The organism is Phenylobacterium sp. GW823-FHT02A09 (assembly GCF_058797775.1).
Genome location: NZ_JBXAJZ010000001.1, coordinates 1,087,176 through 1,102,017, shown reverse-complemented (window position 1 = coordinate 1,102,017; position 14,842 = coordinate 1,087,176). Strand labels below are relative to the sequence as shown.

At 69.0% G+C, this 14,842-nt stretch carries 14 protein-coding genes and 1 tRNA gene; 9 read left to right on the top strand and 6 right to left on the bottom strand.

The window, feature by feature from the left end:
• Positions 1 to 5: 5 nt before the first annotated feature.
• The gene (locus AC1Q87_RS05465; RefSeq protein WP_492607954.1) at positions 6 to 1,037 is read right to left on the bottom strand and encodes an acyltransferase family protein; all 1,032 of its coding nucleotides are present in this window, start codon (positions 1,035 to 1,037) and stop codon (positions 6 to 8) included.
• 107 nt (positions 1,038 to 1,144) lie between these two features.
• Positions 1,145 to 1,220, bottom strand: a tRNA-Asn gene (locus AC1Q87_RS05460).
• A 280-nt stretch (positions 1,221 to 1,500) separates the two neighbouring features.
• Between AC1Q87_RS05460 and AC1Q87_RS05455 the strand changes: the two genes are divergently transcribed.
• Positions 1,501 to 2,910: a Mur ligase domain-containing protein gene (locus AC1Q87_RS05455; RefSeq protein WP_492607953.1), complete on the top strand. Its 1,410-nt coding sequence runs from the start codon at positions 1,501 to 1,503 to the stop codon at positions 2,908 to 2,910.
• Between the two features lie 116 nt (positions 2,911 to 3,026).
• Positions 3,027 to 4,112 carry an FAD-dependent oxidoreductase gene (locus tag AC1Q87_RS05450; RefSeq protein WP_492607952.1) on the top strand — a complete coding sequence of 362 codons (1,086 nt, stop codon included), beginning with the start codon at positions 3,027 to 3,029 and terminating at the stop codon, positions 4,110 to 4,112.
• A gap of 1 nt (position 4,113) precedes the next feature.
• Here the strand turns inward: AC1Q87_RS05450 and AC1Q87_RS05445 are convergent, their stop codons facing one another.
• Positions 4,114 to 5,412, bottom strand: a complete 1,299-nt coding sequence (locus tag AC1Q87_RS05445) for an acyl-CoA dehydrogenase family protein (RefSeq protein WP_492607951.1) — start codon at positions 5,410 to 5,412, stop codon at positions 4,114 to 4,116.
• A 165-nt stretch (positions 5,413 to 5,577) separates the two neighbouring features.
• Between AC1Q87_RS05445 and AC1Q87_RS05440 the strand changes: the two genes are divergently transcribed.
• From AC1Q87_RS05440 to kynA, 5 genes are all read left to right on the top strand, one after another.
• On the top strand, positions 5,578 to 6,132 hold the full coding sequence (locus tag AC1Q87_RS05440; RefSeq protein ID WP_492607950.1) for a hypothetical protein: 555 nt from the start codon (positions 5,578 to 5,580) through the stop codon (positions 6,130 to 6,132).
• A 74-nt stretch (positions 6,133 to 6,206) separates the two neighbouring features.
• Positions 6,207 to 7,196 carry a phosphotransferase family protein gene (locus tag AC1Q87_RS05435; RefSeq protein ID WP_492607949.1) on the top strand — a complete coding sequence of 330 codons (990 nt, stop codon included), beginning with the start codon at positions 6,207 to 6,209 and terminating at the stop codon, positions 7,194 to 7,196.
• A complete protein-coding gene (locus AC1Q87_RS05430) occupies positions 7,193 to 7,549 on the top strand; it encodes a DUF6285 domain-containing protein (RefSeq protein WP_492607948.1) in 357 nt (118 codons plus the stop codon). Before AC1Q87_RS05435 ends, AC1Q87_RS05430 begins: the two co-directional genes overlap by 4 nt.
• A gap of 51 nt (positions 7,550 to 7,600) precedes the next feature.
• Complete coding sequence (gene kynU, locus AC1Q87_RS05425) at positions 7,601 to 8,827, top strand: kynureninase (RefSeq protein WP_492607947.1); 1,227 nt, start codon at positions 7,601 to 7,603, stop codon at positions 8,825 to 8,827.
• The gene (gene kynA / locus AC1Q87_RS05420) at positions 8,824 to 9,630 is read left to right on the top strand and encodes a tryptophan 2,3-dioxygenase (protein ID WP_492607946.1); all 807 of its coding nucleotides are present in this window, start codon (positions 8,824 to 8,826) and stop codon (positions 9,628 to 9,630) included. The genes kynU and kynA overlap by 4 nt, the downstream gene beginning before the upstream one ends.
• Here kynA and AC1Q87_RS05415 read toward each other — a convergent pair.
• Both AC1Q87_RS05415 and AC1Q87_RS05410 read right to left on the bottom strand, forming a co-directional pair.
• A complete protein-coding gene (locus AC1Q87_RS05415) occupies positions 9,627 to 9,977 on the bottom strand; it encodes a response regulator transcription factor (RefSeq protein WP_492607945.1) in 351 nt (116 codons plus the stop codon). The genes kynA and AC1Q87_RS05415 overlap by 4 nt on opposite strands.
• A 38-nt stretch (positions 9,978 to 10,015) precedes the next feature.
• Entirely contained in the window at positions 10,016 to 10,705 is a 690-nt protein-coding gene (locus tag AC1Q87_RS05410) for an alternative oxidase (protein ID WP_492607944.1), read from the bottom strand.
• 187 nt (positions 10,706 to 10,892) lie between these two features.
• Between AC1Q87_RS05410 and AC1Q87_RS05405 the strand changes: the two genes are divergently transcribed.
• Together AC1Q87_RS05405 and fixJ are read left to right on the top strand one after the other, a co-directional pair.
• Positions 10,893 to 12,320, top strand: a complete 1,428-nt coding sequence (locus AC1Q87_RS05405; RefSeq protein WP_492607943.1) for a PAS domain S-box protein — start codon at positions 10,893 to 10,895, stop codon at positions 12,318 to 12,320.
• Positions 12,313 to 12,921, top strand: coding sequence for a response regulator FixJ (gene fixJ / locus AC1Q87_RS05400; protein ID WP_492607942.1), 609 nt, complete (start codon positions 12,313 to 12,315; stop codon positions 12,919 to 12,921). Before AC1Q87_RS05405 ends, fixJ begins: the two co-directional genes overlap by 8 nt.
• Before the next feature lie 204 nt (positions 12,922 to 13,125).
• Here the strand turns inward: fixJ and amaB are convergent, their stop codons facing one another.
• Positions 13,126 to 14,682, bottom strand: a complete 1,557-nt coding sequence (amaB, locus tag AC1Q87_RS05395; RefSeq protein ID WP_492607941.1) for an L-piperidine-6-carboxylate dehydrogenase — start codon at positions 14,680 to 14,682, stop codon at positions 13,126 to 13,128.
• Positions 14,683 to 14,842 lie beyond the last annotated feature (160 nt).

Below are 14,842 nucleotides of genomic sequence, written 5' to 3'. Positions count from 1 at the left end.
GGGCCCTAGGCCTGCCGGGCGATCAAGCGCCGCCGCTTGAAGTACGCCTGCAACGGCTCGTCGAAGAGCTTGAGCGCCGCCCACGAGGCGGCCGCGACCAGCGCGACGCGAACAACCGCTTCGGGGATGGACGCGGGCTGCTGCGATTGACCCACGGCCAGGCTGGCGCCCGCCAGCAGGCCCAGGAGCGGAATGTGCAGGATGTACAGCGGGTAGGAGATGCGGCCGGAAATGTCCGCCCACAGGGCGCCGAGTTTGGTGGCGGGTTCGCGGTTGGCGCCGCCCAGCACGAGCGCGGGATACAGCACCATTACAGCGATCAGGCGGGCGATCTCCGCGTCCTTCGGAATGGCGAACGACGCCAGCATCAACGCCGATCCCAGCATCGGACCGATCCGCAGCCACGGGGCGTGGACCCTCTCCAGCAGCGCGCCGAGGAAGAAGAAGAACGCGACGCGCGGGAAGCCCCAGACGATCGCGTCGCGGGTGTCCGGAGCGCCTTCGTAGATAGCTCCCTGGAAGGCGAGGAAGATCGCGCCCAGCGCCGCCACAAGCGCCGCGAGTCGCCATCCGCGCAGGCGCGGCGCCATGAGAGCGAAGGCTAGGTTGGCGCACAGCTCAAGGAACAGCGTCCACATGGGGGAGTTCAGCGGCCAGCTCTGGGTGTCCCAGACGACCGGAACCACAAGCAGGCCCGCGACGACGGATGCTGCGAAGTTTGGCGGCAGATCGGCGCCGGTGGTCGCCGCCTTCGCGATCGCCACGATGACCGCCAGGCAAACGCTGGCGAAGATCAGCGGGTACAGACGCTGAAGCCTGATGACGGCGAAGTCCGGCACGCTCATCGCATCGCCGAGCTTCTTTCCATAGGCCCGCGCCACCACGAAGCCGCTCAGGATGAAGAAGAAGTCCACCGCGAGGTAGGCGTGCGGAAAAGCGAAGTTCGGGCCGAACCACTCGGCTCGATGGTAGAGCACGACGCAGATGGCCGCGAGGCCGCGCAAGGCGTTCAGGGTCAGCAGGAGATCGGGGCGCATAGGCGCTCATGCCACTTAGGGTGTGGATCGTCCACATGGCTCAACCGCCGGTGGTTTGTCTCGATTGTAGGAAAAGGAGGTGGGCGGCTTTGCGCCCGAAATCCAAGTGGCTCCCCGAGCAGGACTCGAACCTGCGACAAGTCGGTTAACAGCCGACTGCTCTACCAACTGAGCTATCGGGGATCACGTTGGAGGCGGCGATATACCCAGCACGAGCCGGGTGTGCAAGCGCTCAAATCGACTTTGTCCACAGAGCAAAAAAAGAGCCCGGCCGGAGCCGGGCTTGAATCGAAGTTCGGTGATGGTGGGGTGTCTTCAAGGAAGACGCCGCCATGGTCCCGCTCCGATGGTTAAGTGGCGATTAACGCTCCTGGCCGCCAATGGACGGGCGCGACGCCGAGACCTCTCGACGGGCTGAGCGCTCGCCGCTACCAGGGGCGAAATCGCAAGACGTAGGGCGGAAATGCGTATCCATTTCACCGGCATAGCTGGGGCGGGCATGAGCGCCGTGGCCCTGATGATGCGCGACGCGGGCCACGAGATCTCCGGATCGGACGAAGACGTCTTTCCCCCGATGTCGACCTATGTCGAGGGCCTGGGCTTTCCGTTCCATCGCCGATTCGACGCGGCCAACCTGCCTGACGGTCTTGACGTGTTGGTTCTCGGGACCAGCGCCAAGCTCGGCGCTGAGAACAATCCCGAGGTCATCGCCGCCCGCGCGCGCGGCGTGCGGGTCACCACCTTCGCCGAAATGCTCGGCGAGGCGACTCGCGATCGCGCCGTCACGGTCGTGGCCGGTTCGTTCGGCAAGTCCACCTGCACGGCCCTGATGGCCCATGTGCTGCAGCAGGCGGGGACCAGCCCCGGTTGGATGGTCGGCGCGATTTCGCCGTCGCTGCCCGCCACCGGCCAATGGGGGAGGGGCGAGGTGGTGCTGGAGGGCGACGAGTACATCGTCTCCTCGGCCGATCCGCGCTCCAAGTTCGAACTCTACCATCCGGACCACCTGCTGCTGACTTCGCTGGTCCACGACCACGTCAACGTCTTTCCGACCTTCGAGGAATACGAGGCGCCGTTCCGCATCCTGCTGCGCAGGCTGCCCGCCGATGGCCTGGCCGTGCTGCGCGAGCACCCGGCGACGCGGGCCGTGGCCGGCGAGACCGCCGCGCGCGTGGTCTGGTACGACACCAAGCCCTGCGACGGCTGGTACGCGGCCAATGTCGTGTTCGGCGAAACCACCGCCTTCGACCTGATCGGCCCAGGCGGCCGGGCAATCGCGCTCACCACCCAGCTGCTCGGCGCGCACAACGTCGAGAACGTGGTCGGCGTCGCCGCCTATCTGCTGGAACGCGGCCTGGTCGCCGAGGCGGCGCTGGCGCAGGGCGTGGCCAGCTTCGCCGGCATCCGCCGCCGCCTGGACCGTCTGACCACCACGTCGCGGATTCCGGTGATCGAGGGCTTCGGCAGCTCCTACGAAAAGGCGCATTCGGCGATCGACGCCATGCGGCTGCACTATCCGGACCGGCCGCTCGTCGTGGTGTTCGAGCCGCACACCTTCAGCTGGCGCAGCCGTGACGCGTTGCCGTGGTACGACACCGTGTTCACCGGAGCCTCGCGGGTGCTGATCTGCCCCCCGCCGGTGCACGGGGCAGGCAGCCACCACCAGTCGACCTTCGAAGAGATCCTCGCCCGCGCCCAGGCGACGGGAATCGCGGTCGAAGGCGTCGCCGACGCCCAGGCCGCCACGCAAGCGCTGTCGCATCTGCGCGGCGACGAGGTCGTTCTGCTGCTGTCCTCCGGGCCGCTGCTGGGTCTTCCCGACAGCCTGCCGGCGCTGTTCGACCGTCTCTACGGCGCGCCTGCCTACGCCTGAGGCGCCTCACAATCGCCCGTCGCGAAGCTTCAGCTCGAAGTTGGAGGTCGCGCCCCGCCGGTGCAGCCTTCCGGCGTCAGGGGAGGGCTCATGCACACACGGCGAACTTCGGGCTGATGCTGGGCGCCGGCGCGCTGGCCGGTTGCGCGACCACCGCGACGAGCGGCTTCTCCGATCCGTTGCAGCCTTCGGGACCGCTGCGGCTGGCGCCGGTGCACGTGTCGGAGGACCGGGTCATACGGGTGATCGCCGGCCTGCGCCCGTTCCGGCCCGGCGGCTTCGTGGTCCGCGCCGAGCCGTTCGGCGGCAAGACCCTGGTGCACAACTACGGCCACGGCGGCGGCGGGATCACCCTGTCCTGGGGGACCGCGCACATGGCGGTGGATCTCGGCTTCGCGGGGCCGGAGCGGGACTACGCCGTGCTCGGCTGCGGGGCCGTGGGGCTGGCGACGGCGCGGATGATCCAGCGCCGCGGCGGCCGGGTGACGATCTATGCCCGCGAGTTGCCGCCGCAGACCACGTCCAACATCGCCGGCGGCCAGTGGTGGCCCGCCTCGGTCTACGACTCGAAAGTCGTCGCCCCGGCCTTCCTCGACCAGCTGGTGGTCGCGTCCAAGCTCTCCTACCAGCACTTCCAACAGCTCTCGGGGCCGGAGTACGGCGTCCATTGGACCCGCAACTACGTGGTCGACGAGGATCGCTTCGGATCCACGGATCTGTTCGCCCGTCTGGCCGAGGTGGCCCCTGAGCTGAAGCGCGCGCCCGCCGGCCAGCACCCGTTCGGCGCCTACAGCCTGCAGTACTGGGACGGCATGATGATCGAGCCGCCGATCTATCTGCAGGCGATGATGGAGGACGTACTGACCGCCGGGGGCAAGATCGTCGTGCGCGACCTGAAGACGCCGTCCGACGTCCAGGCCTTGCCAGAGCCGGTGGTCTTCAACTGTACCGGCCTGGGGGCGGGCCAGCTGTTCGGCGACCAGGAGATCACTCCGGCCCGTGGGCAGCTGGTCGTGCTGCTGCCCCAGCCGGAGGTGACCTACAATCTGATGTCGGGCCGCGCCTACATGTTCCCACGGCGCGACGGGATCATCCTTGGCGGCTCGTTCGACCGCGGGAACTGGTCGACCGAGCCGGACGGCGAACTCACCGGGCGCATCCTCGCGGACCACAAGGCGATGTTCGCCAAGCTCAAGACCTGAACTATTCGGCCGCGTCCTTGAACTGCGCCCGCTTGGGGCCGAGGTAGCCGAACAGGAAGGCGGCGACCTTGCGCATCTGGATCTCCTCGGCGCCCTCGGTGATCCGATAGCGGCGGTGATGGCGATAGATGTGCTCGAACGGCTTGTGGCGCGAATAGCCGATGCCGCCGTGCACCTGCATGGCCCGGTCGGCGGCTTCGCAGACCAGCCGGTTAGCCCAGTAGTTGCACATCGAGACCTTGTCGGAGATCTGCTTCTCGATCTCCTTGTGCGGCATGCGGTCCATGTCCCAGGCGGTCTTGCGGATCAGCAGGCGCAGCATCTCGGCCTGGGTGGCCAGCTCGACCAGCGGCCACTGGATGGCCTGGTTCTCGGCCAGCGCCTTGCCGAACGGCTTGCGGGCGCGGGCGTACTTGACGCTCTCCTCGATGCAGTAGACCGCCGCGCCCAGCGACGAGGCCGCCTGCCGGATGCGGTTCTGGTGCACGAACGACTGTCCAAGCCCGAGGCCGCGGTCGACCTGTCCCCAGTAGCTGTCCTCGGGCACCCAGACGTCGGTGAAGCTCACCCGCGGGTGGTCGGTCGGCATGTTGAAGGTCCAGAGATATTCCTCGACCTTCACGCCGGGCGCGTCGGCCGGCACGATGAAGCAGGTGATGCCGGTGGCGTCGCCGTCCTGGCCGGATGTCCGCGCGAAGACCATGACGTGCGTGGCCACGTGCATCCCCGTGGTCCACATTTTTTCGCCCCGGATCAGCCAGCCGGGCTGGCCGTCCTTGTCCTGGCGAACGGCGGTGGTCTCCATGAAGGTGGCGTCGGAGCCATGGTTGGGTTCGGTCAGGCCAAAGCCGGTCCGCATCCCGCCGTTCAGCAGCTTGTCGCCGTCGCGCTCGTATTGAGCGTTCGTCGCGAACTCCTTGAACATCAGGATGAAAGGGTTGTTGCCGACGATCGAGTGCTCGTTCTGCAGGTCGTTGTGCAGCCCCAGGCCCTTGGCCGCCAGGTGCTCGCGGATCACCGCCATGTCGAGGTTGCTGCCGGCCTTGCCGCCCATCTCCTTGGGCCAGGCGTAGCGCAGGTGCCCGGCCTCGTCGGCCAGCTTGCGAGCCTTGCCCAGCAGCTCTTCCCACTCCTTCTTCGGCAGGCCGCCGGCGTCCCAGTCGGTGCGCTCGTACTCCCGGCGATGGTCGAAGTAGCGGATGTTGTCGTCCTGGTTCTCCAGCGGCTTGATCTTGGCCTCGATGAAGGCGTCGAGCTCGTCCAGATAGGCGACCAGTTCGGGCGGCAGGCTGAAGTCCATCGCGTCTCTCCCTGTTTTGCGAAGCAGCCTAACCCAGGTCTGCGCTTCCGCCGGGTCAGGGCGTTTCGGTCGATCCGTCGCCGCCTCGGCGCGATCCGTCGCGCGCGCCTCGAACGGCCGCGGTTGGGCGGCTAGGCGGGCGGAGTTCCACTTTCGGAGGTCCGCATGCGTCTTCTCCTGCTCGGCGCGCTGTCGTCGCTCTCGCTGGCCGGGCCGGCCCTCGCCGGCGTTCCGGCCGGCTCCTGGTCCCAGACGTCCGACGGCCAGGAGCTGACCCTGGTGCCCAAGCTGAAGATTTCGCCCAGCATGTCGGCGACCGGCATGGTCCTGGGCACGAGCGGCTACGGCGGGGCCTCGACGACCACGACCTTGCAGAGCGAGTTCGTGCCGATGCGCACCCAGCGGGCCATGTCGCTGGTCATCCGCCCGGACGGCGCCTTTACCTGGACGATCGACAAGAGCCGTCCCGCGTCCACGCAAGGCGCCGGCTGCAAGCTGCTGATCCGCGAGGAGAAAAGCGGCCGCGTGCGGGTCGAGGGCGACCGCCTGGTGTTCGACGTCACCGGCGGCGTCCAGAGTTCGCGCGACAGCTGCGACCCGGCCAAGTCCTCGCGCGGCCCCAAGGCCGCGGCCAGCGAGAGCTACGCCTATCGGCTCACGGGCGGCGGCCTCAATCTCTCGGCGGCCGGCGGGGTGAACTGGACTTTCAGCGGCGGTTGACGCGGGGAGAGCCGTTTACAGCCGCGCAAAACCCCGCCCTGATCGCGCAAAAGCCAAGGGAGGCTGCGCGGCGGATGTCGGATCAGGTGCTGGAAGGGCTGCAACGGCTGGCGCCGGAACTGGCCGGCGAGGGGGCGAGCGTCGAGGGCCTGCAACGCCTCTCCGGCGGCGCCAGCATGGAGACCTGGGCCTTCGTGCTGGTCGGCCGCGACGGCCGTGACGAACTGGTCCTGCGCCGCCGCACCGCGCCGATGGCGCCGGAGGAGGGCCGTTCGGTCTCGCTCGCCACCGAGGCGGCGCTGATCACCGCGGCGCACGCCGCGGGCGCGCCGGTGGCGCAGCTCGTGCACCTGGCGCGGCCGGCCGACGGCCTCGGCGAGGCGCACATCACCCGCCGCGTGGCCGGCGAGACCCTCGGCCGCAAGATCGTGTCCGATCCGCGCTTCGAGGCCGTTCGCCCCAGGCTCGCCCGCCAGTGCGGCGAAATCCTCGCCCAGATCCACGCCGCGCCGCCGCCGCCCGGTCTGAAGACCGTCGACGCCCTGGAGGAACTGGCCCGCTACGAAGAGGTCTACCGCAAGTCGGGAGCCGAGCGGCCGATCCTCGAACTCGCCTTCCAGCATCTGAAGAAGATCGCTCCGCCGCCGCGCGAAGCCGTGCTGCTGCACGGCGACTTCCGCAACGGCAATCTGATGATCGATCCGGAGCTCGGCGTCAGCGCCGTGCTCGATTGGGAGCTGTCGCACTGCGGCGACCCGGCCGAGGACCTGGGCTGGATCTGCGTCAACTCCTGGCGCTTCGGCCGCGCCGACCTGCCGGTCGGCGGGTTCGGCCGCTACGAGGACCTGCTGGCCGGCTACGTCGCGGGCGGCGGCCAGGAGATCCCGCTTTCGCGGGTGCTCTACTGGCAGGCGCTGGGCTCGCTGAAGTGGGGCGTCATGTGCCTGATGATGTACGCCAGCTACGCCAACGGCGCGGAGAGCTCCGTCGAGCGGCCGATGATCGGCCGGCGCGTGTCCGAAACCGAAATCGACCTGGTGACCTTGCTGGAGAACGGGCTGTGATCGAGCATCCGAAAGCCGAGGAACTGGTTGAGGCCGTCGCCCGCTGGATCGACAGCGTCCGCCCCCAGCTCGCCCCGCGCGACGCCTTCCTGGCCCGCGTCGCGGCCAACGCGCTCAGCGTCGTGAAGCGTGAATTGCAGGGCGGCCCCGCGGCCGAGGCCGCCGCGATCGAGCGGCTGTCGGCGCTGCTGGGCCGGGACGGATCGCTGGCTGAGCTCAACGCCGACCTCTGCGGCCGCCTGCGCGCCGGCGAGATGGACGCCGCGACGCCGGGCCTGCTGTCGGCGCTGCGGGCGAACATCACCGAGCAGATCGCCATCGACCAGCCGAGCTATGCGCCGGAGCCCGGCTGAGCGCCGAAACCCGCCCTAGCCGACGGGGGCTTTCGCGGATAGAGCGGCGTCATGTTGAGCCGCAATGACTGTCTGGACCTCGACGCCCGCGATCCGCTCGCGGCGCGGCGCGAGTTGTTCGACCTGCCGGCCGGGGTGATCTACCTCGACGGCAATTCGCTGGGCGCGCTTCCCCGCAATGTTCGGCCCCGCCTGGAGGCGGCGGTGCAGAACGAATGGGGCCGCGACCTGATCAAGAGCTGGAACACTGCCGACTGGATCAATCTCCCGTCCCGCGTCGGCGACCGGATCGCCCGGCTGATCGGGGCGGGGGCGGGCGAAGTGATCGCCGCAGATTCCACCTCGGTGAACCTCTTCAAGCTGGCCGCCGGGGCGCTGAAGGCGCGGCCGGGCCGCAAGGTGATCGTCACCGAGCCGGGCAACTTCCCGACCGACCTCTACATTCTCCAGGGCCTGCGCGACCTGCTGGGCGACGTCGAGCTGCGGGTGGTCGAGCGTAGCGCCCTTGAGGCGGCGCTGGACGAGGACGTGGCGCTGCTGCTGCTGACCCACGTCCACTACAAGACCGGCGCGATCCATGACATGGCCGCCCTGACCGCCCGCGCCCATGCCGTCGGCGCCTTGGCCCTCTGGGACCTCAGCCATTCGGCCGGCGCCCTGGCCGTGGACCTCAATGGCTGCGGTGCGGACCTGGCGGTCGGCTGCGGCTACAAGTACCTGAACGGCGGGCCGGGCGCGCCGGCCTTCCTGTTTATCGCCAAGCACTTGCAGGAGAATTTTCAGACGCCGCTCACCGGCTGGATGGGCCATGCCGCGCCGTTCGCGTTCGGCGACGTCTACGCCCCGGCGCCCGGCGTGCTGCGTGGGCTCTGCGGCACCCCGGCGGTGCTCGGCCTGACGGCGCTGGAGGCCTCGCTGGAGGCCTTCGACGGCGTCGACATGGGCCAGGTGCGCGCCAAGTCGACAGCCCTCGGCGACCTCTTCCTCGACCTGGTTCTCGAACGCTGCGAGGGATTTGGCCTGGGATGTTCGCGCGACGCCGCCTCCCGCGGCAGCCAGGTCGCCCTGACCCACGAGAGCGGCTATGCGATCATGCAGGCCCTGATCGCACGCGGCGTGATCGGCGACTTCCGCGCCCCCGACGTTCTGCGCTTCGGCTTCACGCCGCTCTATGTCCGCTATGTCGACGTCTGGGACGCGGCGGACATCCTTTCCGACATCATGGCCCGCGGCGAGTGGCGGCAGGCCCGCTATCACGAGGTCTCGGCCGTCACATGAGCGAGAAGCTGCACACCCCGCCGGCGATGAGCTACGGCGACTATCTCGGTCTCGACACGCTGCTGGCCTCGCAGAAGCCCCGCTCCGACGAGCACGACGAACTGCTGTTCATCATCATCCACCAGGCCTCCGAGCTGTGGCTGAAGCTGTCGCTGCACGAGCTGCAGGGCGCCCGCGCGCACATCCGCGCCGACGACCTGGGCCCGGCCTTCAAGATGATCGCCCGGGTCAGCCGCATCCAGGGCCAGCTGATCCAGTCCTGGGATGTGCTCGGCACCATGACCCCCAGCGACTACCACGCCCTGCGCCCGCACCTGGGCCAGAGCTCGGGCTTCCAGTCGTTCCAGTACCGGATGCTGGAGTTCGTCATGGGGGCCAAGGACGCCGCGATGCTGCGCGTCCACGAGGGGACCGAGGTCCACGCCCCGCTGACTGCGGCCCTCGCGGAGCCCAGCCTCTACGACGAGGCGATCGCGCTGCTCGCCCGCCGCGGCTTCGACATTCCGGCAGCGGTCCTGAACCGCGACTGGCGCGAGGCTCATGCGGCGGATCCTGCGGTCGAGGCGGCCTGGATCGCGGTCTACCGCGATCCGGATAAGTACTGGGATCTCTATGAGTTGGCCGAGAAACTTGTCGACCTGGAATTCCGCTTCCAGCAGTGGCGCTTTGCGCACCTGAAGACCGTGGAACGGATTATCGGCTTCAAGGGCGGCACCGGCGGCAGCGCCGGGGCGGCCTATCTGGCCAAGGCGCTGGAAGGCTCGTTCTTCCCCGAGCTCTTCAGGGTCCGCACCGTCCTCTAGGCCGGCGGCGGGGCGGTCAGCGCACGGTTGATCGCCTCGCCCAGGGCCTCGGCCAGCAGCGGCTTCTCGACGATGTCGACGCCGGCGGCGCGGGCGCGGCTGCGCACCTGCGCGGTGGGATGGGTGGTGATCAGCAGCGCCGGCAGCCGCACGGCGCGCCGGCGCAGCACCTCGACCAGTTCCAGTCCGTCCATCCCCGGCAGCTGCAGATCGACCACCAGGCAGCCCTCCGCCGGGAGCCGCGGGCGGGCCGCGAGGCTCTCGGCGTCGGCGAAGGTCTCGACCTCGTAACCGTCGATCTCCAGGGCGAACTTCAGCGCCGTGCGCACGGCCGGATCGTCGTCCACCAGGAGGAGCGGGGCAGGGCGCACGGCGCTTCCCATGGTCAGGCCGCGGCCTTCCAGGTCGGCTCGAGCTGGGCGTGCGGCGGGCACGGCGCGACCGGGGCCTGCGGCAGGCCGACCATCTCGTTGGCGAAGCCGTGGTTGACGTCGCGATGGTGGGCTTCGTCGGCCCGGACCACCAGCACCACGTCGCGCAGGGTCGCGGTGTCGGGCAGCCCCCAGTAGCGCTTGGCGATCTCCGGGGCCGGCACGTTCGGGCTGCGGCCTTCGTCGATCTCGGCGAGGTAGTGCGTGTAGCTGATCACCGCCTCTTCCTCGAAGTAACCGACCACGCGGTGGGCGGTCTTGGCGGAGACGAGATAGAGGCCGAAGAAGAACAGGTAGAACACCCACTGCACCGCCACGACGACGAAGCGCTCGAACAGGGTCGGCTTGCTGACCTCGATGAAGGTCATCAGGTGCATGCGCTCGTTCTCGGCCTCGTCCATCAGGGTCTTGATCCACCCCTTGTCGTCGCACATGCGGCGCAGGCACTTCAGGTGGGTGAGGGTGGCGCCGACCATGCCCGGCACGGCGGCGACCGTCTCCAGCACCACGGCGCGGTGGCCGTAGCGTTTGGCGAAGAAGGTGTCGGCGCAGAAGCGCAGCAGCTTCACGAAGCCGAAGGCGACGCTGTCCGAGACGCCCTGCGGCTTGTGGTGGACGCTGGTGTCGACGAGGGGGGCGGTCATGTTCGGGCTCCTGCTCCGATGATGGCCGACAGGTACGCGTACATCGCCTTGGACAGAATCCGTGTCTTCCTCTTAAGGGGTATCCCCTAGCTTCGCCGCGCCCGTCGGTGCGGTATCGGACAGGCGGCGCAACAGGGAAGGCCAGATCCTGCAGAACGGCTCGTCCAACGTCTGGATCGGCGCGGCGGTGGCGATCCTCGCCACCCTGGCCGGCGTCGCCGCCCATGTGCTGCTGGCCCCGGTCGTCGGCGACCGCGTCGCCTTCCTGGTGTTCGTGCCGGCCGTGGTGCTGGCCTCGGCCCATTCGGGCCTCGCGCCCGGCGCGCTGGCGGCCATGCTCGGCGTCTGGTGCGGCCTGTTCCTGGCCCAGCGGCATGGACCGATCAGCGACGCCGACATCGTCAGCGCCATCGTCTTCGCCGGCGTCGCGGCGGCCATCGTCGTCGGCGGCGAGTCCTTCCAGCGTTCGCGGCGAGAGGCGGCCGCGGTCAACCGCGACCTGGCGGCGCGCGAGGCGCACCTCAGCTCGATCCTCGACACCGTCCCCGACGCCATGATCCTGATCGACGAAGAAGGGGTCATGCAGTCGTTCTCCAGCGCCGCCGAGCACATGTTCGGCTGGACGGCGTCCGAGGCCCTGGGGCGCAACGTCAACCTGCTCATGCCCGCGCCGCACAAGGAGGCGCACGACGGCTATCTGGAGCGCTACTACAAGACCCACGAGCGCCGGATCATCGGCCTCGGCCGCGTCGTCGTCGGTCTGCGCAAGGACGGCTCGACCTTCCCGATGGAGCTGTCGGTCGGCGAGATGCGCACCGCCGACGGCCGCTTCTTCACCGGCTTCGTCCGCGACCTGACCGAGCGCGAGCGCACCGAGGCCCGGCTCAAGGAACTGCAATCGGAGCTGGTGCACATCTCGCGGCTCACCGCGCTCGGCGAGATGGCCTCGGCCCTGGCGCACGAGTTGAACCAGCCGCTGTCGGCGATCGCCAACTATCTGCGCGGCTCCGTGCGCCTGCTGGCCAATGAGCCGATCCCGCTCGAGCGGCTGAGCGAGGCGCTCGACAAGGCGAACGAACAGACCCTGCGCGCCGGCCAGATCATCCGCCGCCTGCGCGACTTCGTGGCCCGCGGCGAAACCGAGCGGCGGGTCGAGAGCCTGCCCAAGCTGATCGAGGAGGCCGGCGCCCTGGCGCTGGTCGGCGCGAAGGAACACGGCGTGCGGGTGGCGTTCGACCTCGACCCGTCGGTCAAGCACGTGCTCGCCGACAAGGTCCAGGTTCAGCAGGTGATCCTCAACCTGATCCGCAACGCCATCGACGCGATGGACGAGTCGCCGCGGCGCGAGCTGCAGATCATCACCCGGCCGGCGCTGGACGATCTGGCTCAGGTGACGGTGTCCGACACCGGCCCCGGCATCAGTCCCGAAGTGGCCGAGCAGCTCTTCCAGCCTTTCATCACCACCAAGCGGCATGGCATGGGGGTCGGGCTCTCGATCTCGCGTACGATCATCGAGGCGCACGGGGGCCGAATCTGGGTGGAGACCACGCCCGGCGGCGGCGCCACCTTCCATTTCACGCTGCGCAGCGTTGCGGACGAGGAACTCGATGGCTGACGAGCTGGTGCATGTGATCGACGACGATCCGGCGGTTCGCGATTCCCTGGCCTTCCTGCTGGAGGCCGCGAACCTGACGCCGCGCACCTACGATTCGGCTGTGGCGTTCCTGGAAGCGCTGCCCGAGGTCACGAGCGGCTGCGTCGTCACCGACGTGCGGATGCCCGAGATGACCGGCATCGAGCTGGTGCGGCGGCTGAAGGGGCAGGGGTTCCGGCTGCCCATCGTGATGATCACCGGCCACGCGGACGTGCCGCTGGCGGTCGAGGCCATGAAGGCCGGCGTCGCCGACTTCATCGAAAAGCCGTTCGACGACGAGGTGCTGCTGGCTGCGATCGGCGCCGCGTTGCGCGATGGCGAAAAGGACCGCCAGGGCGCGGCCGAGGCGGCGGAGATCGCCGCGCGCATGGACACCCTGTCGGGGCGCGAGCGCGAGGTGCTGGGAGGACTGGTGGCGGGCCACGCCAACAAGGTGATCGCCTTCGATCTGGGGATCAGCCCGCGCACCGTCGAGATCTATCGCGCCAACGTCATGACCAAGATGAAGGCGGCCAGCCTGTCGGAGCTGGTCCGCATGGCCATGCTGGCCGAGAGAGGCTGAAGCTCAGCGCTTCTTGCCGCCCGCGGCGCTCCAGATCGAAAAGCCGCCGAGAGTCAGCGCGAAGGCCGAGAACGCGACGACGACCATGGCCAGGTAAAGAGTGTCTAACGGCATGGGTGGGCTCCTGTTTGATGAGCCCACGGTGACGCTATGAAGCCCGCCGGAACATTCGTGAGTGCTCCTTAAGGGCTTCTACGGAACGCCCTAGATCGGGAACTCGACCCCCTGCGCCAGCGGCAGGTCCGAGCCGTAGTTCACCGTCTGGGTCTGGCGACGCATGTAGGCCTTCCAGGCGTCCGAGCCGGACTCGCGGCCGCCACCGGTCTCCTTCTCGCCGCCGAACGCGCCGCCGATCTCCGCCCCAGAGGTGCCGAGGTTGACGTTGGCGATGCCGGTGTCGCTGCCCAGGGCCGAGGTGAACAGTTCGGCCTCGCGCAGGTCGTTGGTGAAGATCGACGCCGAAAGCCCCTGCGGCACGGCGTTGTTGCGCGCGATCGCATCGGCCAGGTCCGTGTAGGGCAGGACGTAGAGGATCGGCGCGAAGGTCTCGGTCATCACGTTGGCGTCGGCCGCCGCATGCTCGACAATCGCCGGCTGCACGTAGAAGGCCTCGGGATGCAGATCGGCCAGCGCCCGGTCGCCGCCGGTGACCGCCGCGCCCTGCGCCTGGGCCTCGTCCAGCGCCGCCTGCATGCCGTCGAAGGCGCCCTTGTCGATCAGCGGCCCGACCAGCACGCCGTCGTCGAAGGGATCTCCGATGCGCAGCGAACCATAGGCCCGCTTCAGCCGGTCGACGAACTCGCCGCGCACCGCTTCGTGCACGAACAGTCGCCGCGTGGTGGTGCAGCGCTGGCCGGCGGTGCCGGCGGCGCCGAACACGACGGCGCGCAGCGCCAGGTCGAGATTGGCGCTCGGCGCGACGATGACGGCGTTGTTGCCGCCCAGCTCCAGGATCGCCTTGCCGAAGCGGGCGGCCACGCGCGGGGCCAGCTCGCGGCCCATGCGGGTCGAGCCGGTGGCGCTGATCACCGCCAGGCGGCGATCGTCGGCCAGCGCTTCACCAGCGGCGCGCTCGCCGATCACCACCTCCAGCAGGCCTTCCGGCGCTTCGGGGAAGTCCTTGGCCGCCAGGGTGAACAGGCTCTGGCAGGCCAGCGCCGTCAGCGGGGTCTTTTCCGACGGCTTCCAGACCACGCTGTCGCCGCAGACGATGGCCAGGGCCGCGTTCCAGGCCCAGACCGCTACCGGGAAGTTGAAGGCGCTGATCACCCCGACCGGACCGGCAGGATGCCAGGTCTCGGCCATGCGGTGGCTCGGGCGCTCGGAGGCGATGGTCAGGCCGTAGAGCTGACGCGACAGGCCGACGGCGAAGTCGCAGATGTCGATCATCTCCTGGACCTCGCCCAGGCTCTCGCTCAGCACCTTGCCGCACTCCAGCGTCACCAGCTGGGCGAGGTCGCGCTTGGCCGCGCGCAGGGTCTCGCCGAAGCGGCGGATCAGCTCGCCGCGGCGCGGGGCAGGGACCTGGCGCCAGGCTTCGAAGGCACGCGCCGAGCGGGCGATCTTGGCGTCGATCTCGGCCGCCGAATCGACCTTCAGCCGCGCCAGCACCGTCCCGTCCACCGGGCTGGAGACGACGAGGTCGCCGCCGGGCTGTTCGCCCAGGAACGCCTGCAAAAACGCCGCACGGGCCGCCGGACGGGCGATGTCGACATTGGCGGGGAGAGGGGCGTAAAGGGCTTGCGACGCGCCGTTGGACATGAACTCGATGATCCGGGATGTGGCGCGAACCGCGCCTCTTCTTGTCAGATTGCTTCTACATGCGGCGCATGGCTTTGCAAATTGCAAATTATTTGATCAAATCGTCACGTGCGATGGATCGCGCTTTTCCGTCATGGAAATAGCGGACTAGAAAGGACTC

Bases quoted from the DNA above. Each gene is read 5' to 3' on its own strand.
- AC1Q87_RS05465 (WP_492607954.1), bottom strand. From the start codon at position 1,037: ATGCGCCCCGATCTCCTGCTGACCCTGAACGCCTTGCGCGGCCTCGCG.
- AC1Q87_RS05455 (WP_492607953.1), top strand. From the start codon at position 1,501: ATGCGTATCCATTTCACCGGCATAGCTGGGGCGGGCATGAGCGCCGTG.
- AC1Q87_RS05450 (WP_492607952.1), top strand. From the start codon at position 3,027: ATGCTGGGCGCCGGCGCGCTGGCCGGTTGCGCGACCACCGCGACGAGC.
- AC1Q87_RS05445 (WP_492607951.1), bottom strand. From the start codon at position 5,412: ATGGACTTCAGCCTGCCGCCCGAACTGGTCGCCTATCTGGACGAGCTC.
- AC1Q87_RS05440 (WP_492607950.1), top strand. From the start codon at position 5,578: ATGCGTCTTCTCCTGCTCGGCGCGCTGTCGTCGCTCTCGCTGGCCGGG.
- AC1Q87_RS05435 (WP_492607949.1), top strand. From the start codon at position 6,207: ATGTCGGATCAGGTGCTGGAAGGGCTGCAACGGCTGGCGCCGGAACTG.
- kynU (WP_492607947.1), top strand. From the start codon at position 7,601: ATGTTGAGCCGCAATGACTGTCTGGACCTCGACGCCCGCGATCCGCTC.
- kynA (WP_492607946.1), top strand. From the start codon at position 8,824: ATGAGCGAGAAGCTGCACACCCCGCCGGCGATGAGCTACGGCGACTAT.
- AC1Q87_RS05410 (WP_492607944.1), bottom strand. From the start codon at position 10,705: ATGACCGCCCCCCTCGTCGACACCAGCGTCCACCACAAGCCGCAGGGC.
- fixJ (WP_492607942.1), top strand. From the start codon at position 12,313: ATGGCTGACGAGCTGGTGCATGTGATCGACGACGATCCGGCGGTTCGC.
- amaB (WP_492607941.1), bottom strand. From the start codon at position 14,682: ATGTCCAACGGCGCGTCGCAAGCCCTTTACGCCCCTCTCCCCGCCAAT.